Origin of the sequence: Candidatus Liberibacter solanacearum CLso-ZC1 (genome assembly GCF_000183665.1) — a bacterium.
Taxonomy (GTDB): domain Bacteria; phylum Pseudomonadota; class Alphaproteobacteria; order Rhizobiales; family Rhizobiaceae; genus Liberibacter; species Liberibacter solanacearum.
Genome location: NC_014774.1, coordinates 746086 through 772276, shown reverse-complemented (window position 1 = coordinate 772276; position 26191 = coordinate 746086). Strand labels below are relative to the sequence as shown.

Below are 26191 nucleotides of genomic sequence, written 5' to 3'. Positions count from 1 at the left end.
ATATTCCATTTTCTGGTTGAATTTGTCCTGACATTCTTGTTGTTCTTTCAATTTCATATTTTAAATAGCATCACATAGTTGATCTGCATTCAGTTTTGTTTGAAGATCACAACCAGCTGATACGTTGTTGGTTACAAGAATGGATGATATTTTTTATTTGCACAATTGAAGATGGAGAAGGTATTAAAAAATTTCAGGAGAAACATAAGGAAGGGTTTTTTTTCTAGCTTGATAATGCAAATTCAACTGATAGCGCATGTTTTGATAAAAATATAAGGGAGAAAAGGTTCTTTTTTTTTGTAAGCGACTTGCTTCAATAGAGCTATCGTCTGTATTAGCAGCTTCATATACAGCACCAGGTTCTGTGACAAGAGATGGAACGGTATGTTCCCACCAATGTTTCATATCCATATCTACAGGGCGAAATATATCTTTGCGAACATCTAAAAGATGAGCGGCAGCTTGTTTTCCAATAAAATAACCGGTGGTTCGAGGGGATAATATTCTAGGCTGAAGTATGCCGAAATTTCCCGGAACTTTGCATAAAAAATCCGTTTCTTTAGGTCTTTTTCGTAAGGCATCAAATTTAATGAGAATATTGCCGATATCACAGTGATTTAAATGTGAGATAAGTTGAGGAAATCCAACTGAAAAATCAGCATCATCTTCTAAAATAATGGCACCAAGAGCATCAGAACTTGCAATTTTTTTCCAAAGATTGATATGACTCATATAACAACCTATTTCAGGAAGAGATAATAAACGTTTGAAGTGGTGTTGACGATTTTGATTATAAAATATTTTTTTACAAATAGAATCATTTTCCCCGTATATAGCATCGACAAAAGAAAATTGCAGATTAATAAGTGAGGCGCGATGACAGAATTTTTCACGTCTTGCATGGGAAAAGGGCAGACTAATGACATAGTTAGATATTGAGATCAATTTTTAAACTCCACTAACTGACTAACTACTATAGGATCTATAATATTTTATTAATCACTATCAATGAAATGATTGAGTATAAGATATTTTGATAAGATAAATGAATGAAGCACATTATTTTTCTATGTTAATTTTTTATTGGATTATTTTGATGTTAGAAGAACAGGATATTACTCGTTTAAAACTTATTTCTTTCTTAAAAGATCTGTTTTGTTGGATTTGTTGTAATAAAAATTCATAGAATATGTATATTTTTTCAGTTTGGATTCTATTTTCATCTGAATTATATAACAAAATGAAGTTAAAATGAGATAGATAATGGCAATTTCGCAGTAGATAATGAGAGGTTGGTAAGTAGTGGATACAATACGCTGTGCTGTTTGAAAAATTTCTGGAAGGGTAACAGTTGAGGCAAGTGAAGTGCTTTTGAGAATAGATATAAATTCGCTTGACAAAGGAGCAGCAGATATCACCACGATTTGTGGTAAAATAATATGACGTATAGTCTGCTGCCGTGTTAGTCCAATAGAATAGGCAGCATCCCATTGTCCTTTGGGAATAGATAAAATAGAAGAGCGTATTATTTCTGAAATATAAGCAGAAAAGTTTAGTGTAAAACTGATAACGATAGCAGAGAAGCAATCTAGCACAATACCTATGTGTGGTAATCCGTAAAATATTATAAATAATTGTACTAAGAGCGGAGTGCCTCGAAAAATCCATACATAAAGGTGCATTATGAAAGATATTTTTCCGGGAAAACAAATCCGGATCATGGTAATAGATAAACCGACGATAATACTCGGAATAAAAGAGATTAATGCAATTGGTAACGTAACAAAAAAAGCTGCATACAGCAGTTGCGGAAAAGAATCGATAGCTACATTAAACCACTCAGAATTCATATCATTGTAATCCAAAAAACATCAATTCAATCACGAAGAACAAATAGGAACATTTGATATAACATCTTTTTCAAAATATTTAGAAAATATTTTCTTATAAGTACCATCTCGATGTATTGCACACAAGGTCTCATCAATAGCTTTTTTAAGCTTATCATTTCCTTTGCGAATCATAAAACCGATATTACTACTTTCTTTTATACGATCAGCAATTTTAAAGAGATGACCATTATTAGGTCCGTGTTTAAGAAAATCAAAAAAAGGAATATCAGCTATCATCGTTGCATTAGCACGTTTACTTAATAAAAGTTGTAAAGATTGTTCGAAATTATGACTAAATATCAAGTGAGCTTTTAATTCTTTAGCTACTCGAGAGAGATCTGTACCAAGTATTTGAACGACTATTTTGTCTGTCAGATCATTAAAATTATGAATATTTTTTTCATCACTACGAACGATTAATAAGACATTATGTGTTATATAAGGAGTTGAAAAATAATATTTTTTTTCTCTACTAGGTGTAATAGCAACATTGACGAGAACATCATAGCGATTGGTATCTATTCCAGTAATGAGCCCATTTACCATTGTTTCAAAAAATACTATTTTTAAATTAAGGCGATGTGCTATTTCTTTGATAAGATCAATGTCAAATCCTACTAACTCGCCTTTGCCGTTTTGAGAATGAAAACTATGAGGGGGATATATGCCATCTGTTCCAACACGAAGAATAGATTGGTCTTTTATATGAGGATTATAAATTATAAAATAATATAGAAGAAAAATAAGTAATGGAGTAAATATCATATATTTTAAAAAAAATATTATTTTTGAATAGCGAAAGAGATGATGCATACACTAGATTTCCTCTAATTGTTTTCTAAATTTTTAGTGAAACACAGAGATTCCCTACAATTCTATTCTTTATTTTCCAGTTATGATACTTTTTATTTAAAAAAATATTGTTTTTTTTAATATTTTTTCTTCTTTTCAGAGGAGACAAAATGCATAATATCTATTAAAGATTGTGCTTTCTTTCCATGTGAACTTAAAATTTTAATCATCTTTTTATTATATTGATCTATTTCTTGCCTTATCCACTCTTGTCCTTTTATTTTTACAAAGCTATTATTTTTGGTAGTTGCATTTTTAGCTGATTTTTTTTCTATTGTTGCACAATTTTCTTCAAAATCTAGCAAATCATCAACTAATTGAAAAACAATTCCTAGATTTTCTCCATAATAACGTAATCGTGCTTTTTCTTCTTGGTTAGTATGAGCAATAATCGCTCCCGCTTCACAAGCAAAGCGCATAAGTGATCCTGTTTTCATTTCTTGTATTGTTAGTAGTTGTTTTTCATCTAGGCATTCATTCTGGATATCTAGCATTTGCCCACCGAGCATGCCTTGTATTCCTGCATTGCGTGCTAGTGACAGAGTTAACTCAGATCGGATGCTATCTTTTAGTTGCGTCTCTGGAGAGCAAATGATTTCAAAAGCATAGGTTAATAAACTATTCCCAGCAAGAATAGCTGTTGCTTCATCGTATTGAAGATGCAGGGTTGGTTTGCCACGGCGAATATATCCATTATCCATAGATGGAAGGTCATCATGTATCAGAGAATAACAGTGTACACATTCGATAGCAGCACCAACGCGTAATACCGTAGGATTACTCAATCCAAATAAGGAGGCGCATTCAGCAACAAGGAAAGATCGTATATTCTTTCCCCCTAAGATAGCATAGCGAATGGCAGAGCGTAATCTATCATTTAAATAAGATGATTGGTGTGATAGTAGATCATTTAAAAGGGATTCTATTTTTTGGGAGTTTTCTTGTAATTTTAATAGTAAATCATCGTTCATTAATTTATCCCTTTGATTTATAAAGTTTTTTCACATTTATATTTGTATGATGACGCAAAACTTACAATCTAAATACTGAATGATAACTCTGAAAATTTTCAAATAATTTCCTATATGGGGTGCAATAACAACTATTTTCATCATAGTGAATGTCATTTTTGAAATACAAAAGGAAAAAGAAAGTCCTTGAAAAAATATCACTTGGTTGATCAGACAATAATCTATCTTGAAAAAGAATGAGGTTAGAATAAAACATATCCGATCAAAACGAACAAGAATATTACAAATATATCGTTGTGTATTTATCTTTTGGAGCATTATCTGCCGTTACGTTTATAAAGAAATGACATCTATTATGAATAACATATTAGATTTTAGATAAAAGATAAATATATTTTTCGCAGTATTTTAGGATGATAAGAGCGTTATTTTATAAAATGAATGCGAGAAAACAAATATTTACCACTATTATTGGAATCAAAGAAGAGGGTTGGAATGAGGCATCCTTCCAATGCAAGAAGTAGGTTTTTGCAGAAGGCAGAAATATTCAGGGGAGGGTATTAAGAAGAGCGATTGAAGAAGAAGAATTATTAAATGGTTCGGAATTAACAAAGAAAAAAAATAGGGCATCAGGAGTATCAATATTATAGGAAACGTCATTCTAAGTCATTGATTATTATTCATTTAATAACAGTCAACAAAGCTTGTTGACTGTTATTTTAAGCCAATGATTTATTGTCTCTTAAAGATCATTCCTTCATTGTGTTTACATGAATATTTTCTCTAGAAAATGACGGTTTATTTTAATAAATACTTTTGTAAAATAAAAACAGATAGGTTTTTTTTTTACTTTCCATAAAGATTTTTCAATGAATTTATTAAGAACTTTCCTCTTTAATTTCAAGAAAATTATACTTTCTCCAAAAGCAAATTTTTCTATTCTTTTTTCTGTGATCTTGATCTCTATATTGCTTTTTATAGGGATTTTAATATATGTCTTGGACTACTATCATAAAAAAAATGCTATGGAAAATGCGAATACTTCGGCTATTTTATCTGGCGCATCGAAAATTATATCAAGAATCAGTTACTTTGGTGACAATATGTCAAGCCATACACATAGAGCCATTGTCGACGATGTAACAAGGTTTATTAAGAGTTATATTAAAGAATCTTTGTTAATGGATTCTAGTGTATTTGACATAAGTGAGAAAAATATTATTTCTCAGAATTCTAAAGTTTCCATCACGCGCGAGCCACATCCAAATGTTTTTCATGAATTTAACAATCAATCTATTCTTCAAAATAAAAAAACATTTTATCATATAAGTGTAGAAACATTTTATGATTATCATATTAAATTTTTTGACAATCTTCTAAATAAAAAAATCAATAGCAAAATAATATCTTTTGTCCCCGCTCTTGTAAAAATAGATACGGGAGAACATCCCTTTTTTTTTGTACAATTGGTTGTTGATCTTTCTGCTTCAATGAGTTGTTTAATGAATTCTGATCCGGAACATGCAACGGAATTTTCTGTTTGCGGTAAAAGTAAAAAAAATTCTAAAATGGATGCGCTCAAAAAAGCAGTATTACTTTTTCTTGATTCAGTGGATCGTGGATCAAAAACACAAAAAGATACTCATTATATAGGATTAACAGGGTATACAACGCGTGTTGAAAAGAATATAGAGCCATCGTGGGGAACAGGAAAAGTAAGAAAATATATTGTTGAAGAGATAGATGTTAACATGCTTGGTCAAACAGATTCTACTCCAGCAATGAAAAAAGCATATCAAATACTCACTTCTGATAAAAAAAGAAATTTTATTCGTAATATTTTGCATAAAAGAATAAAAATTCCTCCTCTTCCTTTTCAGAAATTTCTTATATTTTTAACAGATGGAGAAAACAACGATCCAAAAAGCGATGTGAAGACCATTAAAATATGTGAAAAAGCTAAGAAAAACTCTATAAAAATACTGACTATATCTATTAATGCTTCTGCTAATGGAAAAAGACTACTAAAAAAATGTGTGAGTGCTCCTGAATACTATTATAACGTAGTAGATACTGGCTCTCTTCTGCGTGTTTTTCAAGATATTTCTACACTTATTACTCACTATAAATATCAAGTAATTCTCAAAAAATAAAATAATACTTATAAAGTATTGTTATATAACCTCCTATATTCAAGCGCTTATCGTTTGCAGATTGCAATATGACTCCCTTGTGGGAACGTTTGTTGAAGACGCTTAAGATCGCTACGGAAGTGATAAAGTTAAGTTAAATCAAATACTTAAATTATTAATTATTGCAATGAAAGTAATATCATGTTTCATTGTACATGATACGCAGGAACCCATTGATATATAAAGTATTTTTTTTCTTATAGTGAAATTACTAAAATATTTTTGGAAAAGATAATTTTAATTGTATCGATAATCAGCTATCTCTGATAATGTGATTGTTAATCATCATGAATTTATTGTATAAAAATGAATTTTATATTTTTTAGACGTTTTGTAATGAATAGAGAGTGATAATGTTCTTGAAAAATTGTAACAAACTTCTTCTTCGTGGAAGAAATATAATTATTGTTATTTCTTTTTTAGATTCTATAATATTATGGTATAAGCACAATAATCATGTTGATTTTGTGATAGATTCATTGATGAATTTATCGTTGGTTCTATTGATAATTATATGTAATCCAATCAGTAATAGACGTTTTTTTGCTCTGCTATTTATATATTTATTGATCATTTTTCGCTTTTTATTATTAATTTTTAAGTTTATAGGATAGATCAAGGATAGTATTTTACAAGACCAAGAGGATAAATTCACTTATTCTCTACTCCATATTGGGTACTAATCAACTTTTTTACTATGAGATAAGATAAAGAAATAATACTTGTTGGTTGCAGTGATCCTGTTGATAGAAAGACAGAATATGATGAGAAACCATATCGTAATATGGTTGCTTTATTTAAACGATCAGATCTACAAAAACCACACCTCACATAGACAATGTTGATAGAATGAGTGATGTTACCGTAGTCGATGATCGTTATCTAAATAGTATGGAATCTAGAAAGAACGTTTCAAGACTAAGACAAATAGCCCCAAAAGAGGGTGATGAATATCAAAAAAAATAGAAAAATTGAAGAAGATAATGGAAATCTTAGAGAGTAGCAAAGAATTCATATTAGCACCTTCTCTTTTCATGCAAATATTATTTAAAATATATATATCTCTTGCATGGAAAAAGGAATTTCTAACTTTAAAATAGATGATCAAAAATATTTATTATGGTCAACTCAACTTTTTATTTGATCAGGTGCATAGTTAATCTTTTACACTGTTCTTCAATTCCTCTATTTGTTCGTCACATTTTTTTATAGATTCTATTCTACTGTTGAATTGATCGTCATTCATTATTTTATCTTCATCTCTATGTTCCTTATTTGTTGCCATGAGCTTTCCCCGAAGAACTCTATAGTCTTCAGTTATTTCGTTTCTGAGATCATCTTTTTTTTTCTCAATATGCTCTATTTTTTCTTGGATGTCTTTTGGATATTTTTTAAATTCTTTTAATATAATATCAAACTTCATTTTATCTTTTAGCATTTTATTACTATCAATATGATTATCGCAACTGCTAAGTATGGTCGATATTGCGATTACAGAGTAGAATATACGCTTATCTTTTTTAAATTGTAATTTCATTGTCCTACAATCTATAATTTTATGTATACAATAGTGTTTGCATGGAAAGAGAAGGTGCTAATATGAATTCTGTGCATACTATATACTATCTATGACTTTATACTATCTAAGACTTTCAATGTCTTCTTCAATTCTTCTATTTTTTTTTCATATTCATCATTCTCTTTTGGGGCTATTTGTCTTAGTCTTTGAGATTTCTTTACAGATTCCATATAACTTAGAGCGCTATCATTGGATACGGTAAAATCTCTCATTTTTCGAATATCGTCTATGTGAGTGTTGATTTTGTGGATCTGATCGCGTAATAAATTACGCATATTACGAAGTGATTTCTCATCATATTCTCTCTTTCTATCAACAGGATCACTGCAACCAACAAGCATAGTTAATATTGCGATTTTTGAGCATAGGATACGTTTGTTTTTTGTAAAATTTACCATTTTATGCAATTCTTATATGTGGATTCAATATTATAAACATCTCTTGTAATGTATAAAAATTTATTTCTTTAGATGGGAATCTAATGTCTTTTTCCTATCAAGCGTTTTATTCCTTATTTCTGTCCAATTACTTAGTTCTTTTTTTAAACCTCGATTGGTATATAATAATTCATCCCTAGAGGACCAATTATTATCAGAATCTATCTGTGTAAGATTTTTAATCTCCTCTTCGGATGATTCTAGCTGTTTTTTTATATTAGATATTTTTTGATCTTCTTCGACGAGATCTTTTCCAAGTTCAGACTGTGTTTGTATTAATGTACGATAGATTTCCAGCGTAATTCTGTCTGATTCCTCGTTATCTTTATCAGATAATCTAATCCCGTCATCAAAACAACTACTGAGTGTTATTGATATGGCGATAATGTATAATCTGCGTTTATTTTTTGTAAAGTTCACCTTCATTAACCTATAAAATATTACCTAAAATACTGTCTTGTTATGCAATGATAATTTTATTGCTTTTTTGTAAATAGTTTTATGTTCATGCCATTTTACCCACTTGACCACATCACTCTTTCAAATGAAAAACCACGTGCTAACACATAATTTCTTTAATTGAGAAATATAAAAATCACATAACGACAAATAATGTTTTTACTATAATTAAGTGGTTATTTTCTTTAAATTTCATTTTAATGAATCTCATAATATACAATTTTATCTATAAATATTATTTATATACGTTTTAAAATACCCCGCAATAATAGCATATTTTATAATTTATTGTCAATTATTGTAATGCTTGAGAGGAGAAGTTGGAATGAGAAGTGAATCCGATGTCTTGTGTTGTAGGGATTTTTTTATTCATTACTCGCAATTCTTACGGCTTTATCTTGTATTGCATGAGCAATACTTTTAAAAGAATCTAGTAATGCTTTCGTATTGTTAGCATAGAAAAAATGCTTCTCAGAACTAGCACATTTGCGTGCTAATTCGTATCCATCGGTATATTCATAATAATTTAAAAAAATGCTATAGATTATAATACCGTTTTTACGGGCATTGTCGCACACATTGATTGTTTTTAAGTCATACGAGGGGTGATTATTTTCTCCATCGGTCATCAATATAATATATCTTTTTAAGGGTACATTATCTGATATATTGTGGGCTTTTGTTTCATTCGGGATATTGTTTAAATATTCATAAGCTGCATTCATCGGTAAGAATGTATCAGTGCCTCCTTTTGGTTTCATTCGAGATATTGTCTTTTTAATGACATTAAAATTATTTGAAAGTTTAGAATCCTGCATAATATAATGATTAAAAGTAATTAATCCTATGCGAGCTGATATTTGAGGGAATGTTTGCACAGTTTCTTGGATTAAATTAACAAAGTCAGAAGAAGCTGTTTTAAGCGCATAAATTTTAGATTTAGGTTTATTATTATTCTTAGAATAAAAATAATAACCTCCTCTTCCAGAAGATAGATCGCAGGATTCTTGCATGGAATCTAGCATGGAACCAGAACAATCTAGTACCATTTCTACTGAAAAGGCTTTTTTGTCAGAGGGTTTTTGGATTATTCCTGTACTAATCGATGATATGTGTGTTATTACATTCGGCATTAAAAATCCTAAAATGAAATTTTTTCCAGATAATTGATGCTTTGCTTCCATTGTTATTTTATATTCATACTTATTAGTCAAATCTTTTGAAAAAGAAATATTAGCATTTTCAATGATGTATGCTGCATGTTCTGCAGGAAAGTTTTGTACCATATTGACATATGCATTTTTTTTGATGACATCACGAATTCTCTCTTCTTGTGGATTAAGATCGTTGATTTTTGGATCTGATACAACAATTGAACATCCAGAAATAATGGCATTATCCAAGGAAGATTGTATATGATTTTTCATATGAAGAAGATGAGTAATATCAATAACAAAAGATACAAAAATCAAACATACAAATATTATAGATGCGCTCATAATATGGAAAACGCCACTTTTATTCTTTGAAAAAAAGTAAATTCTGCGTAGTATTTTATTATTTTCATCTACAAACATTTATTTGAATATCTATTCCTAAATATATTAATGTAAAAATAGATTTATTATAAGGTAATATTGAATAAAAATAGATCAAATTAAGATCTATTATTTATATATTAACCTAATATATAAACTATTATTACTATTATAATATAATATAAATAAATAAATATTAATTTTCAATTATTTGTGTATTTTATATTAAAACTATATTATATAAAATTATTTTTATTATATAATATAGTTGCTAAACAATGTAAAAAAAATACTTGGAGCATAAGAATTTTTGCGTTACAGCAAAATTCTTTTCCAGGCTTTTTTGCCTATTGTACTGAAATATGGAAAGTGAGCTGAAGTACTCCAAAGGGATATGAAATATTCGATAATTCACGAGATTAGGAGTAATAAAAAGATAAAGTGAATTAGGAGCTCATTCTTGAATTGCCCATAATTCAATCAATTGCGAATCTAAAATATAAAATGATATGGAGATAGTATATTAAAGGGATAAAAAGATCTTATATACTAAGAATGCAATATCACAATGCAATCATAGGGCTTCTTTCCCCGATATAATGTCTTAAACAGGAAATTTGTTGAGAAGCCTCAATGAGATTAGAGAGAGTCTTCTGTGTTTCTTCTAAATATTGGGCTGAATTGGGTTGATACGAATCAATATAAATTCGAAGGGTACTATTATCTGTATCTGTTCCAGATATACGATAGATTATTCTAGAATGATCTTCAAATATAATGCGTATACCTTGTTTATCGCTTATATTCCCATTGAAGGGATCTGTGTATACGAAATCATCGGCTTTTTCTATTTTTTTCCCAACAAATGACTTTCCAGCTAAATTTTTTAGTCGTAAACGGATATTTTCTATGAGTTCTTGAGCATTTTTTGTAGGAATATTGGGGTAATCATGCCTTGAATAATAATTTCTTCCATAGGTAGCCCAATGTTTATGAACTATATCCAAAAGACTTTCTCCACGAACAGCTAAAATATTAAGCCAAAATAAAATAGACCATAAACCATCTTTTTCGCGGGAATGATCTGATCCTGTACCAAAACTTTCTTCTCCGCAGATTGTTATTGCGCCATTTTCAAGTAGATTGCTAAAAAACTTCCAGCCAGTAGGGGTTTCAAATAATTTTAATTCAAGCTTTTCAGCAACACGATCAAGAGCAGTGCTCGTAGGCATTGATCGTGCTACACCTACTAAACCAGCAGCATAACCAGGAATCAATCCTGCATTTGCAACTATAATAGCTAGACTATCCGATGGATTAACAAATATGCCTTTTCCAAGAATCATATTGCGATCACCATCTCCATCACAAGCAGCGCCAAAATCAGCGCTATCATCTTGCATCATTCGATCATATAAATCTTTTGCGTGAATGAGATTAGGATCTGGATGGCGTCCTCCAAAATCTTCTAAGGGGACGAAATTGCATATTGAACCGGAAGGAGCTCCAAGTTTTTCCTCTAGTATTTCTTTTGCATAAGGGCCTGTCACGGCATTCATACAATCAATATCGATACGAAATCCAAAACTAAGCAGTTTACGGATTGCATCAAAATCAAAAATTTTTTCCATCAATTCTATATAATCATCAAGAGGATTAATAATGGATATAGTCATATTAGCTAATTCCTTTGTGCTAATATGGTCAATATCGATATCCGTAGATTCGACTATTTTATAGGAAGTTATTTTTTTTGATTCTTCAAAGATCGCTTCTGTTATTTGCTCAGAAGCAGGACCACCATTGCTCGTATTATATTTTATCCCAAAGTCTTGTGTGGCGCCTGCAGAATTATGGGAGGCGGAAAGGATAATCCCTCCAGAAGCTTTATATTTGCGAATAATATGAGAAACAGCAGGAGTTGAAAGGATTCCTCCTTTGCCAATAATAATTCGAGAAAAACCATTGGCAGCTGCTATTCTGATTATTTTTTGTATGACAATGCGATTGTAAAATCGTCCATCACCGCCGATAATAAGAGGTTTGTCTGTGTGATTAGTAGCGTTAAAGATAGATTGAATAAAATTTTCTACGTAACAATTTTGCTGAAAGACAACAACTTTTTTTCGCAATCCTGACGTCCCAGGCTTTTGGTCTAGGTAAGGCGTAGTAGAAATTGTAGTATACATTGACTGAGTCATACTTTGCTAATAAGTCAATTACTACCGCGTAGTACCTGAGAACAAGAAGTTTGTATGTATTTCAAAGACAAACTAGATACGTAAACGGTTCCTAAAATCAACAATCTCTCCTCAATATCAAGATTTCTATATAAAAATTTTGCAATATCCCAACCTGAGAAAGGCCCATAAGACGCTTTCCGATACACTGGGAATTTTACAAGACGGCCTCATCTTAAACACGTGCTACGATCACAAGGTGATTGGATTATAATAATTTATTATATATTTGCAATAGTGACTTAGTAATGGATGTGAATTTATCCAGTGATGATGGTGAAGAAGAAAGTAATCACTACAAGTGAGAGGCTTTTGATAAATCATTTTAATAATGCTATTTTATTGATTCATCATGGATGGATGAAATTATATTTTTATCGTTCAAGTAGTATAAAAATACATTGACTCAGTGATTTTTTTTATTTATAAGGGAAGCAGTATTATATAATTCTTAAACTATATTATCTATTATAAAGCGTATAAAAATTTCTTTAAAAGAGGGGTTTTATCAAGTACTTTTAAAAAAGTTTTTATCATTTTATTGTTTGTAATTTTAGAAGGATATTATGAAAAAGAGTGTCTCTTCTGTTGAGAAAAGCATTAATGTATAGCATGGATATGGCTCGCTTTATTTAGGTTTTTTTTTGATGGAATTCTGCTCGTTGATTGAGGCGTTTGTTACTCCCGAATCTTAAAAGCCCTATCCGAGCAGAATTATTTTTAAAATTATAAAATAGCTTATAACACTTATATTCAAGTACTTATATTAATACTAGTCAAAATGAGTACTAAAATAAGTAGAATCAAACACTTAAGAAATACATAGTCTAACCTTTTCGGGCAAAATCTGAGATCATTTTAGCTGTTTTATAAACAAGTTTTCTTGCGTTAACTTCTCTAGTAGTTAGCTCAGCCATTTCCATTTTTTACCATCCGTATCATGAGGACTTGCTCCTGCATTAGCTAAAATAGTTGCTTCCGCTTTTCGTAATCCATGCGCCATGTACTCAAGAGGTAACTTGGATTCTTTGCATTTTATTTTAAACCAATTGCCGAAAGAGTCGGGGGAGGAGAAGGGTTTACCGAGAGAAGAGGTCAAGAAAGTATCGCTTTCAACGCCTACAGCATCTAAGCATTCTTGCAAAGGTTCAAAAATAGGGACATGAATTCTCTTTCCCGTTGAACCCGATAGGGCGCCATTCTTTGACGTTGCTCATTCCTATTTTAACGACGTCACTACGCCTTAAACCAAGAAATAGCATTAACTCTAACGCTAATCTTGCCTTTGTTGACCATCGCTGACAACTTCAATCATGACGTTTCTTCGGATCCAGAAAAACGTGATATTTTTTTCATCTGGTTCTTGTAGAAAATATGTTTTAAAATAAAATGATACTGAATATCTTAAATAAGATAGAAGAATTCATCTTCACAAGTAGTATCCAAAATACAAACTAGTAGTAAGGTGAATCTTTTTTGAGTAATAATAAAAAATTTGTAAAGTAAATTAAAGCATGAATCTTGGTAAAATAGAATTAGGTCTTCCTGATAATATCGAAGAATGGAAAAGAAGGGCACAAAGAAAATTTGAAAATCTTCAAAGTATTATTTGTGCTGAATTTGAAAAGTTAGAAAACGAATTAACGGGAAATTCATCCAACATTCCTTCAGAAATTTTTAAATCAAAACATTGGGTGCGTGATAAAAGTAAAAAAAATGACCTCGGAGGAGGGCATATGGCCACGTTATATGGTGGCAAAGTATTCGAAAAAGCTGCTGTTCTTGTATCAACAGTTTATGGAGATTTATCTGTAAATTTTAGAGATCAAATACCAGGAACGTTACAGAGTCCGTATTTTTGGGCTGCAGGTCTTTCGGTTATTGCTCATCCTTATAATCCGCATGTTCCTGCAATACATTTTAACATACGAATGATTGTTACTGGCGCCTATTGGTTTGGGGGAGGGATTGACCTTACTCCATTTTTGGAATCTCGCCGTCAATTAGATGATCCAGATGTGATGTTTTTTCATGATTCTTTGAAAAAAATTTTCGCTCAACATACAGTTGCTGATTATAACCATTATAAAGAATGGTGTGACCAATATTTTTATTTGCCCCATCGAGAAGAAGCACGCGGTGTTGGAGGAATATTCTTTGATTACCTTCATTCTAAACAAGAAATAGGAGGAATAGATGCAGATTTTTCTTTTGTATCCGCTGTCGGAGATTGTTTTGTCACACTCTATCCACTACTAGTACGCCGCAATTATCGTCGTTCATTTACCAAACAAGAACGTCAAGAACAACTGATACGTCGTGGACGCTATGTAGAATTTAATCTCCTCTATGATAAAGGAACAAATTTTGGATTTAAAACGGGGGGAAATGTAGAAAGTATTTTGGCATCAATGCCACCAATGGTTGCATGGACATAAGAATATGTATTTTAATAATCTTTTCACCTCCCTTTTTTGTGGTGATCAAGAGATTCTTGCGCAGTAAAAGAGAGGTAAACCAGTCTAGAATTTAATTCTTAGGCGTACTTTATCTGCTCCTTTGGTATATATCTCTGCTGGGAGATACAGTCTTTTAGAAAAAAATATAAGGAAGATAAAATGGAGGGTGTCAAGATTCATGAGAGTTGGAAAGCTTTATTAGAAAGTCATTTTAAAAGTGACTATATGCATAATTTAAAAGAATTTCTTCTTTCTGAAAAAACGCAAAGGAAAAAGAATTTTTCCTAAAGGATCTCATTATTTCCACGCTTTCAATATCACTCCGTTTATAAAGGTAAAAGTTGTCATTATAGGGCAAGATCCTTATCATGGTTACGGTCAGGCTCATGGTTTGTGTTTTAGTGTTCCTCTTGGCATTCGCATTCCACCATCTCTTGTCAATGTTTATAAAGAATTACAAGAGGATGTTGATTTTATTCCTCCTATCCATGGTTTTTTAGAACATTGGGGGCATGAAGGAGTGTTATTATTAAATACTGTATTGACCGTTGAAGAAGGACGTGCCGCTTCTCATAGAGGGCAAGGATGGGAACAATTCACAGATTCTGTTATTGAGTTGATCAATAAAAACCGTAAAAATGTTGTTTTTATGTTATGGGGTGCTTCTGCTCATAAAAAACAGGATATTATAGACAATAAACGACATCTTGTTCTCAAAGCCGCTCACCCATCTCCGTTGTCAGCAAGGTATGGTTTTTTTGGCTGTCGTCATTTTTCTCAAGCCAATCAATATCTTCAAGAATACGGACAGACGCCTATTAATTGGCAAATACCTTGATAAAGAAAGATTCATAAACACATTAATATCATCTAATCATGATCATTGGGAGTAATTATTGATGTCATATATATTTTAGCAAATGAATAGTAGAGAGTAAAACATATTGTCTCATAGCGTAAAACATGAAAAGCCAAATTTTGAATTTGAGATAATGGTGCGACAAAAAAAAATGTGGCCAGTAGCAGGAATAGATGAAGTAGGTCGCGGTGCTCTTGCAGGGTCTGTTGTAGTGGCGGCGATTATCCTTGATCCCAATAACATTCCTCCTGGAATTAATGATTCAAAGAAAATACCTCCGAAAAAAAGGGAATATTTATACGAAAAAATTATCAATAGTGCGATTGTTTCTATTGCTTCTGCAGGTAATCGGTATATTGATCAGCATAATATTCATAAAGCTACTCTTGATACGATGTATCGTGCTATAAATAATTTGAAAATTACTCCTCGATCTGTCCTTATTGATGGGCGGAGTATCCCTGAAAATCTACCATGTCAAGCTTTTGCCATTATTAAAGGAGATTCCTCTTCTTTATCTATTGCAGCAGCATCGATTGTTGCTAAAGTAACGCGTGATCGTCTAATGAAAATGGCTCATAAAAAATACCCTGATTATGGATTTGATTCTCATGTAGGATATCCAACCGTAAAACACCGACAAGCTATCAAAGAAAAGGGACCTAGTCGCATTCATAGAATGAGTTTTCGTCCACTAAAGGATTTATTTTCTTAAATTTTTAGATGTACATCTGGATAATTTATTTTTTATCGAATAAATAGAATGAAAATATAAGTAATTACTATTTTCAAATCAACTCTTCGTTATTAGAAAATATTAAGAATAATTTTAATCGTAGATAGTACACCTATTACTACACATAAATATTTTCTATATTTGCATAGAAATGATATTGCGAGAATAGTTTAGACTAAATGCATACTTAAACCTAGAGAAATAATATGTGCGTTACTTGTGCCATTAATTTCTTTAATAGTTTCAGATGCATCTTTAGATATATTATTAAATCTAATACTATGAGGAGCATAACGATAACTGGTAGTCACGGAAATGTTATCCCATATCATATAATCAACACCAACACCTAATACGATTCCAACTCCATATCCACTAAATTTAGTTGCATGATTTCCAGAACCTTCTTTGTCAATTTTTTGAAGGGTTGAGTTTCCTATATAAGTTCCTCCCAATCCTCCCAATCCATAAACGAGAACGGAATCTACTGAATAACCTGCTCGAAATAAAGCATCTCCATATATGGAATAACCTGCTTTCATACGATGGAATAGGGCTTGGTCTGAAGACAGCTTAGCATTAGCCTCTAATCCTTTGCTAAAATTACTACTAAAACGCAAGCCGTAGACAAAATCTTCTGTATGTAAATCATATCCAGTATCAATGCCTACTTTATATTTGTTAAAACTGCTTTTTGCTTTATTATAAGGTTCATAATAAAAAGCTTGATTATAGTGTTGAGAAGAAAAATTTATCCCTACATGAATACCTTCCCAGATACCGTATTCATCATCCAAGTATTCTATATTGTTACATCTATTGTCAAAATTTTTTTCATTACTATCTTTGTCATTGTCAGAATTTTTATTAACAATACTCTTTTTATCATTGTCAGAATTTCTACTAACTATATTACTTGTCTTAGCAGATTTGCCAGGATAATTACCCGACTTATTAGTTGGAACATTAATATTTTTCACTAATGCATACGAATAACTCGGAATCATAGCCAAAGAAAAAACAAAACAAAACATGTTATACCCGTTATAACGCATATAAATTTTTTCCTAATAAATAAATAATATTATTATAAAATATACTTAGCTACATAACTTATTTTGTCTTCACTGACAATACCAACATAATATAATTTTAATGAATATATTGGTATCATAATTATTCAAAATTAATGATAAAAGATAAGGCTAAATTTTTACTTTTCATATTATGATCATATAGAAATTGTAAATTGATATTTTCTATTCTTGTCATTAAAAAGGAATATTTTGTGACTAAATATTTGAAAGATCTTCTGAGAATATGGTTGCTATATGAAAAGAATCTCGAAAGTTTTTCTCCTAATGCTTTCATGACCTATTTTTCTATTTTTTTTACTATATTCATTACAAGCATAATATTTATTACTAATGTAGTTTTATTTTATATTGGATTAATACCATTTTATGGAGTAGAATATATTCTGTTAGAGAATATATCTTTGGTTATTATTTCCATCGTTATATCATTGATATTAGGGTATATATCAGGATCAATACTCAAAGAATTATTTGTTGCCTATAATAAAATGTCTCGATTGAGTCGTATTGATTGTCTTTCTGGATTGCTTAATCATTCTGCTTTTATTTCTAATCTTGGATCTTGTAGCGAGAAGTTATCAATTGTATTTTTTGATATTGATAACTTTAAGTTCATCAATGATAGTTTTGGACATCCTGTGGGAGATAAAGTTATAGCTTTTCTTTCAGAAAAGTTAGTTTATGTCTTTCAATCCCCTATGTTTGTAGGACGATTAGGTGGGGAAGAATTTGCTGCTGCCGCATTAGGATTATCCGAAAAAGAAGCTGCGATTTTAGCCAATGATCTACGAAAAATAATAGAAAATTCTTTTATTAAAATTTCTTCAAGTCAATTTGTTCAGATAACGATTTCAGCTGGAATATCCGAACGTTGTAATAAGGAGCCAATTTCAACAATTGTTTATCAAGCTGACCAAGCTTTATATGTTGCTAAAAAATTAGGTCGTAACCGTGTTGTTTGTTTTAAGTGATATTTAAAACAGAATAAAATCAATAAAATAGGTTCTATATCGTCTTCATAAAGGGATAATTCTTTATGGCTAGAGGGTAAAAACAAAATTATTCATCTTTTAACATACCAAGAGCACGTAAATAAACTTCAAGAATATGTTCTTCTTCCATTCTTTTCTGCTCGTCTTTCTTGCGTAAAGAAAGAATTTTTCTCAGAGCTCCCACATCAAAACCAGTTGCTTTAGCTTCGCCATAGACATCTTTAATGTTTTCGGAGAGAAGTTTTTTTTCTTCTTCTAGGCGCTCAAGGCGTTCAACAAAACTACGCAATTGATCTTGTGTAACGTTTTGGATGTTGTCAGAAATCATATTTACTCCAATGGAATCGTATTCGTATATTAGTAACAATAACATTCATTATTATATCAGCAAAAATTCCTTATATTTGTCAATATGAATATTAATATTTATCAACAATAGAAAAGTTATATCAGGCTGCTTTGATGTTCTCTTGATGAGTATTTTAAAAAAAGCAGAAGACAATGAAGAATGGATGAGAGAAGGATTTTCTCATGTTTGTCTTTTAAAAGAGGATTTGAATACTGCTCGTTATGTTTGTAAATATCTTCTAAAAGAAGATGCGAAAGGCATTAGAGTAAGAGCGTCCTTTCGTTACGGTTCTATGAAATAGAGTCGTCCGAGGGGCAAACCGAGGCTTGTACGTATTCACGTACTGGACTGTGTGGTTTGCCATCACACCACCTTTCATTGACTTCTCCCCAGGGGATGCGAAGTGGCAACGTAAAGGTAAGGTGTAGTAGGGCGGGCGTAGCTTAGTAGAGCGAAGTTAGGGAAAAAAACATATAACGTTTTAACGATGATAACGATAATAAGGAGTGTATTGTTTTTCTAGTTCGTAATATTTATTTATATGTTTATTTCGGAGATTTCTTTTTAATCTTTCTCTTCTTTCAAAAAATTCTTTTTGTTTTTCTTGTGGCAATTGTATTACTTCTGGTGCTATATTTTGATAAAATGATTTTGTTTGTTCGTCGCTTATCTTACAAAGTTTTTCAAAATTATTGAGGGATGTATTGTCTATACCTCCTTGTGTTTGTGTATCACAAGAAACCAGTAGAATACTTACAAGAATTACTATTGATGTTAGCTTTGGATATTTCATTGTATACAACCTAAGTTTTAATATTTTTTTTATTGTTACTTAAAGTAGGACAAATAAATGAAGAAAATTTTAATAAAATTAGGAAAATTCTTTATTAAATAGATACTTTTTATTATTTTTTTGGAAATTGGTATGCATTGTGTTATATCTTTTTTTAAATATTTTTTAGGTATTGATTTGGTATGAATCCTTTAATTCCCTTTTTTTAGGACAAGCTTCAAAAGGTTTTTTGTGGACTTTAAGCAGTATCTGGAGCGTATGAAGGTCGGCTACTTGTTTTAGGTGGTTTGGTTTCTAATGTTCCGCCTTATAGTTTTTCAATTTCAACAGTTTCACCCACCAAAAACAGGTGCTAAACAAACAGGCTGTAATTGAAAAGGGCTAAAAGCACCTCTAATAGGAAACTTAGGATGACGACGATATTTAGCAGAACCCCTAAAGACATGAACAATACCTTTACTGTTATCCGTTCTAACAGTCTTTTTAATAGTTTCGTTTTCAGACATTTATTCACTTTCTAATAAAGAAAAACCAGTATCAAAATCGATAACTTCGCATTTGGAACGTTTCTCAATTTAAGAAAATTTATGGTCATTCTTCTTCGTGTTTTTCTTCCTATAGGATAATTAACGAATATTTGTTTTTAAAAACTTTACGCTAAAGTAAAAGTTTCTGATTTTCATAGCTACAAAATCGATCACTCTTGTTTTTCTTTGGATTTTTCTGGTGGTTGCTGTAATACGGTTGTATTAGTTTTTATTATCCTTATAAAGTTGTTATTGTTGATGTTGAATATACTTAATAATCATTTTTTTATGTATTTGTTCGGTGTCATCGTTGTTCTGTTTGTTGTAAGAGTAGGGGCATGTTTTGGCTTCGTCGCGCTCAAACGAAGGTTATGCGTTCTTCTCGGACATGGTTTGTTACTTTAACTTTTAGTCCATCAAACCATATAAAAAATTATGCCCTTACTATTATTGGTCAATATGTTGACAGTTTATCTGTTGAAGACCGTAATTTATTTTACGGTAAGAAGTTGTATCAAACTGGTATTGAAGATGTAAGGATGCTTAATATTTCGTGATTTAAAGTTTCGTTTGTTGTGTAAAGGATTTGGGGACAAGATTGTTTTGTTTTTAAAACGTCTTCGAAAGAATACATCTAAAAAGTTTCGTTATTTTTTTGTTTTTGAAAAACACAAAAGCGGTAATCTTCATGCACATATGCTAATTCACCAAGAAATAGGGGATGAGTTATTAAAAAAGGCAGAAGTACAAGAAGAATGGATGAGAGAAGGATTTTCTCATGTTCGTCTTTTAAAAGAGGATTTGAATACCGCTCGTTATGTTTGTAAATATCTTCTAAAAGAAGATGCGAAAGGCATTAGAGTAAGAGCGTCCTTTCGTTACGGTTCTATGAAATAGAGTCGTCCGAGGGGCAATCGAGGCTTGTACGGTAACGGTGACGATTACACGTACTGGCTGTGTGTGGTTTGCCATCACACCACCTTTCATTGACTTCCCCCCAGAGTGTGAAGTGGCAACGTAAAGGTAAGGTGTAGTAGGGCGAAGCTTAGTGGAGCAAAGTTAAGGAAAAACACATAACGATTATGAGGTATTTATATGTCTTCTGATTTTCTTTTGGATTTGGAATTTTACTATGTTCCTGTTCCTATTTTTTTGATTTATTTTTTGTTTTTTTTTATTAGGAGAGTTTTAAACTATTTTTTCCCTTTTCCTTTTTTGTATTATTATCACAAAATTCGTAATTACTTTTTATATTTTTTTAGATTTTTATTTGTAAAAACTGGAATTTTAAAAGATTACGGTGTTTGGGTTCGTAAAGATAAAGTTGATCCTCTTTACGATAAGATTTATTTTGTTTGTTTGTTTTTTATTGTTATTCCTATTTGTTTTTTTATAGGTTTTTTTTTAGTGTTTTTTTTTAATGTCTAAATCTTCTTTAAAATTAAAATCAGAGTATTTTAGTAATTTTCTTAATGACCCTAATACGGGTGAATTTCTTAAGCAATTACATAAAGCGGAAATAAAATATCCTACTTCACGTTTTTTAGTTGCTAGTAGCGTGCTTTAGTTTTGTTTTGGATTGCTCCCGTTGTTATTCCATTGGGATACAGTCTGCTTTCTGTTCAAGCTTGAATTCGTCTAAAAGGTTCATAAAAGCACGATTATTTTTATCATGACTGATAAATAAATCACTTAAGGTGCGATAAAGATTATGTTCCAAACTTTCATCAGAAGACTTCAAAAAAGTATCAATCTCAGAAGAGAGATTAATAATATATTTTACGTCATAAACTAACGTAACCAAATCAATTAATGTTTGATAACCCATAACAATATATCCAATGTTCCATAATACTTAATCTCATTCAATCGATTTTTTTTTCTTCTTCACGGAAGCCTGGGGGCTTGTGGTCGGGTGTAAGCCGACAACTGTAAGCCGTCCACAGACCCCCTTTAGGATTTCTTTTGATTGTTTTAGGTGTGTTGGAATTGTGCATATAAAATTAGCGAAGCGAAGGACTTGATATATATATGCACAACTGACACCTTTTTATTTTAGGTGTTATTTTTAATGGAAATTGATCGTTTTTCTGTATTAACTTCTTGTTGGGATTATGGTTATACTTTTAAATATGTTGCGCTTGATCAAATTAGTCTTTTTTATAAAGCTATTGAATCTTTGGCGGAAGATCATTTGATTGATCCTCCTGATTATTGTGAAGATAGTGTTTTAGATCATTATTCTAATTCTAGTTATAAAAATCATGAATTTTCTTATTATTGGATATTTTTAAGAAAACTTTATTATTATTTTTTAGAAAAGCATTTGGATAAGCATAAAGCTGATGATCGAGAATATTTTTCTCTTTTTTATATGCCTGAGTTGAGACATGTTTTAAGTTGGTATAAAGGTGTAGATTTATTTTATTCTGAGCCTTTTAATCTTAAACCTAAAGGTTTTTTTGGTTATTATTCTTTTCTTAGAATTAATGATCGTTTTATAAGAAGGATTTATGGTGATTCTATTGTTTATCGAAGTGGTGGTTATACTTGTATTTCTAAAGATTTGTTTTTAAAACTTTATGCTAAGGTAAAAGTTTCTGATTTTTATAGTTATAAAATTGATCATTGTTGTTTTTGTTTGGATTTTTCTGGTGGTTGTTCTGATCCTGTTTTAGTTATTATGTATTATCCAGATCAAGTTGTTATATTTGATGTTAAATATAATTATAATTATTTTTTTTATATTTTATGTCGTTGTCGCCGTTGTTCTATTTGTTGTAAAAGTAGGGGGATGTTTTGGCTTCGTCGTGCTCAAACTGAGGTTATGCGTTCTTCTCGTACATGGTTTGTCACTTTAACTTTTAGTCCATCAAACCATATTAAAAACTATGCCCTTGTTGTTGGTCAATATGTTGACAGTTTGTCTACTGAAGATCGTGATTTATTTTACGGTAAAAAAAAATATGGAACTATTTTTGAAGATTTAACAATTCTTAATATTACTGATGTTGATTTAAAGTTTCGTTTACTATGTAAAGGATTTGGGGATAAGATTGTTCTTTTCTTAAAGCGTCTTCGAAAGAATACATCTAAAAAATTTCGTTATTTTGTTGTTTTTGAGAGGCATAAAAGCGGTGATCCGCATGCACATATGTTAATTCATCAAAAACCAGGTGATGAGTTGATAAAAAAGGCAGAAATTCAAGAAGAGTGGATGAGAGAAGGTTTTTCTCATGTTCGTCTTTTAAGAGAGGATTTGAAAACCGCCCGTTATGTGTGTAAGTATCTTCTAAAAGAAGACTCGAAAGGCATTAGAGTAAGAGCGTCCTTTCGTTACGGTTCTTTAAAAGAGCCGTCCGAGGGGTAACCGAGGCTTGTACGTATTCACGTACTGGACTGTGTGTGGTTTTGCCATCACACCCATTCGTCATTGACTTACCCCCAAGGTTTGAAGTGGCAACGTAAAGGTAAGGTGTAGTAGGGCGCAGCTTAGTGGAGCGAAGTTAAGGAAAAACACATAACGTTTTAACGGTACTATTGATGTTAGCTTTGGATATTTTGTTTTATATAACCTAAGTTGTAATATGTCTTTTATTGTTATCTAAAGTAGGATAAATAAATGAAGAAAATTTTAATAAAATTAGGAAAATTCTTTATTAAATGGATACTTTTTATTATTTTTTTGCAATTTTCTATGCATTTTGTTATATCTTTTTTTAAATATTTTTTAGGTATTGATTTGGTATGAATCCTTTAATTCCCTATTTGTTATTACAAGCTTTAAGAGGTTCTTTTCTAAATTTCTCTGGGTATATTGTACCTCTTTTTTTAGTTCCTTTTATAATTTCTAAAATTATAGGTGAAAGTGAAGAAAAAGTTTTTTTACGTTTGTATGATAAAAATAAGTATATTAAGTATTTTTTTGGTGCTATGACCCATGAAGAATATGCTGAATATGAAAAATTTCTTAAATCAACTAAAGTTAAAGGTACTCTTGGAACTGCGCTAAAGGACATTTTAGATTATTTAGATAATTTAGATAAATCTGTATTTTCTCTTTTTTCATCTGTTCCTGTTTTTTCTGCGGATGTTGCCGAAAAGGCTTTAGTTCCTTCAGTTCCTCCTGTTACTATTCCTTTTGGGGAAGGTTTACTTTCTTTTCAAGGTTATTCTTTACATGGTGAACCTTCTATAACTCGTCAATATACTAAGGGATATGATTGGGTTAATTCGAAGTTGACTCCTGTTTATGAAACTGTTTCATATGATATTAATGGTTGGAATAAAGGTTATTCTAAGAATTGGTCGGGTTCTTTATTGCCTGTGTCTTATAACCCGATTTCAACTTTATATACTGCTTTACTTAAAGAGTTAGAGTATATTAAGTTATGTCTTGATAATAATGATTTTCCTTATCATGCTTCTAGTTTTTCTTTAGGTTCTAAATCAGTAGGAGTTTATAAAGGAAAATTACTTGTTTTTTCTGGTTTGGTTTCTAATGTTCCTCCTCTTGATCTTTCTATTCCTAAAAATGTTCAAGTTGCAGAATTAAAAAAGATATATTCTTTTTTATACAATTCTTCTTCTGAGAATTGGGTTAAAGTTATTTTTAAGGTTATTGAACCTTCTGAACCTAAGGAAGTTGTTTTTCCTAAAAAACATGTTCCTAAAACAAATTTTATTAGTAAAGGGTCTTTTGTAAAAAAAGCTTTGGAACAATTTTATACCGACCATTCTTATGATACTGTTTATGATGGAGGTAGTAAATTATCTGAGATGGTTTCTAGGCGTGTTTTGTCCGCTACTCGTGAGTATAGTCGCCTTTATGGTTCGTCTTTGGCTTTAGCTTCTGCGGGATTACAAGTTAGAGGAGGGCGACAAAACATTAGGGAAAATACATTAGTTTCTCCTGTTCCTTATATTACGTCGCCTAATATTTCTATTCCTTTGGAATCTGATGTTCCTATTAGTTCTTCTAGATCTTTTTGTCCTCCTATTCCATTTAGTATTCCTTTTTCTATTAATCCCGTTAAACCTGTAACTGTTCCTTTTCCATCTATTACTATTCCACAGTACAAACCGTATAATTTGCCTGCGGAGAAGTATTTTTATTTGGTGCATCCTGTAACGGGTGTTATTACGCCGGTTGTTTCTACTACTGTTGCACATGCTTTAGCAATTCCCGCCCCGCGTATTGTAGAGGGTAAGAATAGAAGTGCATACGGTAGGGCGTATATGGCATATGCTAAGGCTACACGTCTTGTTTTTGGTGTTCATCAAGAAATTGATGAGATTGTTAAGCGTTTTTATGATGCTTTACCTAAAAAACTTACACGTTGGAAAGGTAAAGATGGTAAGTGGAGGAGGCGAGAAATTAGTATTCCTAATATGATTGATGCTGTCGTTAGGGATTTTGACAAGGTTGATTTTGTTAGTGTTTGCGAAAATACTATCAATGATGAGTTTACTGACTGTTTTATTGGTCTTTTTGGAACGATGGCTAAAAAAGTATCTAAAAGTGCGGGTTATACTTTTCCTTTAGGTCTTGATACTGGCAATTATTTTTATAAAAAATTTGCTGGACGTTCTAAACCTTTGAGTTCCGAACATATGATTGAGGAACTTGATAAAGCTTTTAAGGAAACTACTGGTAGTGAAAAGGGTTTTTTGGCATCTGTTAAAGGTTTTTGGAGTAAACAAGCAAAATCTGTAGGTATTTCTGAAATGTTCCGTTCTTTGCTTTATGATAGAGCTGTTAAAGATGTTCGTAGTGAACAAGGGCACATTGTTTTAAAAAAGGGTGATTTTATTGTTGATAATAAACAAGTTTTGAAAAGTGCTTTAAAACAAACGACAAACGGTATTCTTCTTGGATCAGATGGTACTGTTTTTGATGAAGAGATGTTTAATTCTAATTTTAGAGACCGTAAACTTAAAGTTAGTACGTACGGTACTCCGCTTACTATGGAAATTGTAGGACATTAGATTTTTATTCATTGTTATATGTTAATATTTATGTTATGACACATATAAATTTTTAAGTTAAAAATCGCTGAATAAGTATTATGGAACTTCTCAATGATGCGTTCGATACAAGGTATTCCTCGCATTTTTGAAAATAATTTCAATTTTTCCTTGTTCAAACAAGTAATAGTATTATTCACCTTAATAATATCCCAAACAATCCAACAAGCTAATCCAAAATAAAAAGATAAG

The 26191-nt window shown here is 31.1% G+C and carries 24 protein-coding genes and 1 pseudogene; 10 read left to right on the top strand and 15 right to left on the bottom strand.

The window, feature by feature from the left end; all coding sequences use genetic code 11:
• Positions 1-183 precede the first annotated feature (183 nt).
• The 4 genes from CKC_RS03530 to CKC_RS03515 form a co-directional block, all read right to left on the bottom strand.
• Entirely contained in the window at positions 184-945 is a 762-nt protein-coding gene (locus CKC_RS03530; RefSeq protein ID WP_013462140.1) for a glycosyltransferase family 25 protein, read from the bottom strand.
• 185 nt (positions 946-1130) lie between these two features.
• Complete coding sequence (locus CKC_RS03525; protein ID WP_013462139.1) at positions 1131-1850, bottom strand: amino acid ABC transporter permease; 720 nt, start codon at positions 1848-1850, stop codon at positions 1131-1133.
• A gap of 30 nt (positions 1851-1880) precedes the next feature.
• Positions 1881-2705: a transporter substrate-binding domain-containing protein gene (locus CKC_RS03520; RefSeq protein WP_013462138.1), complete on the bottom strand. Its 825-nt coding sequence runs from the start codon at positions 2703-2705 to the stop codon at positions 1881-1883.
• Positions 2706-2821: 116 nt separating this feature from the next.
• Positions 2822-3715 carry a polyprenyl synthetase family protein gene (locus tag CKC_RS03515; RefSeq protein WP_013462137.1) on the bottom strand — a complete coding sequence of 298 codons (894 nt, stop codon included), beginning with the start codon at positions 3713-3715 and terminating at the stop codon, positions 2822-2824.
• Between the two features lie 998 nt (positions 3716-4713).
• Between CKC_RS03515 and CKC_RS03510 the strand changes: the two genes are divergently transcribed.
• The gene (locus tag CKC_RS03510) at positions 4714-5868 is read left to right on the top strand and encodes a vWA domain-containing protein (protein ID WP_244391939.1); all 1155 of its coding nucleotides are present in this window, start codon (positions 4714-4716) and stop codon (positions 5866-5868) included.
• Between the two features lie 1195 nt (positions 5869-7063).
• Here the strand turns inward: CKC_RS03510 and CKC_RS03500 are convergent.
• From CKC_RS03500 to CKC_RS05820, 6 genes are all read right to left on the bottom strand, one after another.
• Entirely contained in the window at positions 7064-7444 is a 381-nt protein-coding gene (locus tag CKC_RS03500) for a hypothetical protein (protein ID WP_013462133.1), read from the bottom strand.
• A gap of 89 nt (positions 7445-7533) precedes the next feature.
• Entirely contained in the window at positions 7534-7884 is a 351-nt protein-coding gene (locus CKC_RS03495) for a hypothetical protein (RefSeq protein WP_013462132.1), read from the bottom strand.
• A gap of 60 nt (positions 7885-7944) precedes the next feature.
• Positions 7945-8343, bottom strand: coding sequence for a hypothetical protein (locus CKC_RS03490; RefSeq protein ID WP_143827769.1), 399 nt, complete (start codon positions 8341-8343; stop codon positions 7945-7947).
• A gap of 404 nt (positions 8344-8747) precedes the next feature.
• Complete coding sequence (locus CKC_RS03485; protein ID WP_158303999.1) at positions 8748-9881, bottom strand: vWA domain-containing protein; 1134 nt, start codon at positions 9879-9881, stop codon at positions 8748-8750.
• 602 nt (positions 9882-10483) lie between these two features.
• Positions 10484-12109 (bottom strand): alpha-D-glucose phosphate-specific phosphoglucomutase, encoded by a 1626-nt coding sequence (locus CKC_RS03480; protein ID WP_013462129.1) that lies wholly within the window; start codon positions 12107-12109, stop codon positions 10484-10486.
• A 955-nt stretch (positions 12110-13064) separates the two neighbouring features.
• Positions 13065-13304: a hypothetical protein gene (locus tag CKC_RS05820; RefSeq protein ID WP_050780890.1), complete on the bottom strand. Its 240-nt coding sequence runs from the start codon at positions 13302-13304 to the stop codon at positions 13065-13067.
• A gap of 370 nt (positions 13305-13674) precedes the next feature.
• Here CKC_RS05820 and hemF point away from each other — a divergent pair, with 370 nt between their 5' ends.
• The 3 genes and pseudogenes from hemF (at position 13675) to CKC_RS03460 (ending at position 16193) form a co-directional block, all read left to right on the top strand.
• On the top strand, positions 13675-14598 hold the full coding sequence (gene hemF / locus CKC_RS03470; protein WP_013462124.1) for an oxygen-dependent coproporphyrinogen oxidase: 924 nt from the start codon (positions 13675-13677) through the stop codon (positions 14596-14598).
• Between the two features lie 180 nt (positions 14599-14778).
• Positions 14779-15457, top strand: a pseudogene (gene ung / locus CKC_RS03465) (uracil-DNA glycosylase).
• 154 nt (positions 15458-15611) lie between these two features.
• Positions 15612-16193: a ribonuclease HII gene (locus tag CKC_RS03460; RefSeq protein WP_050780921.1), complete on the top strand. Its 582-nt coding sequence runs from the start codon at positions 15612-15614 to the stop codon at positions 16191-16193.
• 191 nt (positions 16194-16384) lie between these two features.
• Here CKC_RS03460 and CKC_RS03455 read toward each other — a convergent pair whose 3' ends face one another.
• A complete protein-coding gene (locus CKC_RS03455) occupies positions 16385-17269 on the bottom strand; it encodes an outer membrane beta-barrel protein (protein ID WP_013462120.1) in 885 nt (294 codons plus the stop codon).
• A gap of 233 nt (positions 17270-17502) precedes the next feature.
• Between CKC_RS03455 and CKC_RS03450 the strand changes: the two genes are divergently transcribed.
• A complete protein-coding gene (locus CKC_RS03450; protein ID WP_013462119.1) occupies positions 17503-18282 on the top strand; it encodes a GGDEF domain-containing protein in 780 nt (259 codons plus the stop codon).
• An 88-nt stretch (positions 18283-18370) separates the two neighbouring features.
• On the opposite strand, the gene CKC_RS03445 is transcribed toward CKC_RS03450, so the two are convergent.
• On the bottom strand, positions 18371-18631 hold the full coding sequence (locus tag CKC_RS03445; protein ID WP_013462118.1) for a DUF2312 domain-containing protein: 261 nt from the start codon (positions 18629-18631) through the stop codon (positions 18371-18373).
• Positions 18632-18776: 145 nt separating this feature from the next.
• Here CKC_RS03445 and CKC_RS06145 point away from each other — a divergent pair, with 145 nt between their 5' ends.
• Entirely contained in the window at positions 18777-18953 is a 177-nt protein-coding gene (locus CKC_RS06145; protein ID WP_013462117.1) for a hypothetical protein, read from the top strand.
• Between the two features lie 180 nt (positions 18954-19133).
• Here the strand turns inward: CKC_RS06145 and CKC_RS03440 are convergent, their stop codons facing one another.
• Both CKC_RS03440 and CKC_RS06140 read right to left on the bottom strand, forming a co-directional pair.
• Positions 19134-19445: a hypothetical protein gene (locus CKC_RS03440; RefSeq protein WP_013462116.1), complete on the bottom strand. Its 312-nt coding sequence runs from the start codon at positions 19443-19445 to the stop codon at positions 19134-19136.
• 332 nt (positions 19446-19777) lie between these two features.
• Positions 19778-19951, bottom strand: a complete 174-nt coding sequence (locus tag CKC_RS06140; protein ID WP_013462115.1) for a hypothetical protein — start codon at positions 19949-19951, stop codon at positions 19778-19780.
• A gap of 359 nt (positions 19952-20310) precedes the next feature.
• On the opposite strand from CKC_RS06140, the gene CKC_RS06315 reads away from it, so the two are divergent.
• Both CKC_RS06315 and CKC_RS06310 read left to right on the top strand, forming a co-directional pair.
• Entirely contained in the window at positions 20311-20529 is a 219-nt protein-coding gene (locus CKC_RS06315; RefSeq protein WP_013462114.1) for a hypothetical protein, read from the top strand.
• Positions 20530-20575: 46 nt separating this feature from the next.
• Positions 20576-20869 (top strand): rolling circle replication-associated protein, encoded by a 294-nt coding sequence (locus tag CKC_RS06310; RefSeq protein WP_244391937.1) that lies wholly within the window; start codon positions 20576-20578, stop codon positions 20867-20869.
• 694 nt (positions 20870-21563) lie between these two features.
• Here CKC_RS06310 and CKC_RS03420 read toward each other — a convergent pair.
• The gene (locus tag CKC_RS03420) at positions 21564-21800 is read right to left on the bottom strand and encodes a hypothetical protein (RefSeq protein WP_013462109.1); all 237 of its coding nucleotides are present in this window, start codon (positions 21798-21800) and stop codon (positions 21564-21566) included.
• A 243-nt stretch (positions 21801-22043) separates the two neighbouring features.
• Between CKC_RS03420 and CKC_RS03415 the strand changes: the two genes are divergently transcribed.
• Together CKC_RS03415 and CKC_RS03410 are read left to right on the top strand one after the other, a co-directional pair.
• Positions 22044-23342: a rolling circle replication-associated protein gene (locus CKC_RS03415; RefSeq protein WP_013462108.1), complete on the top strand. Its 1299-nt coding sequence runs from the start codon at positions 22044-22046 to the stop codon at positions 23340-23342.
• Positions 23343-23719: 377 nt separating this feature from the next.
• On the top strand, positions 23720-25960 hold the full coding sequence (locus CKC_RS03410) for a hypothetical protein (protein WP_013462105.1): 2241 nt from the start codon (positions 23720-23722) through the stop codon (positions 25958-25960).
• Positions 25961-26191 lie beyond the last annotated feature (231 nt).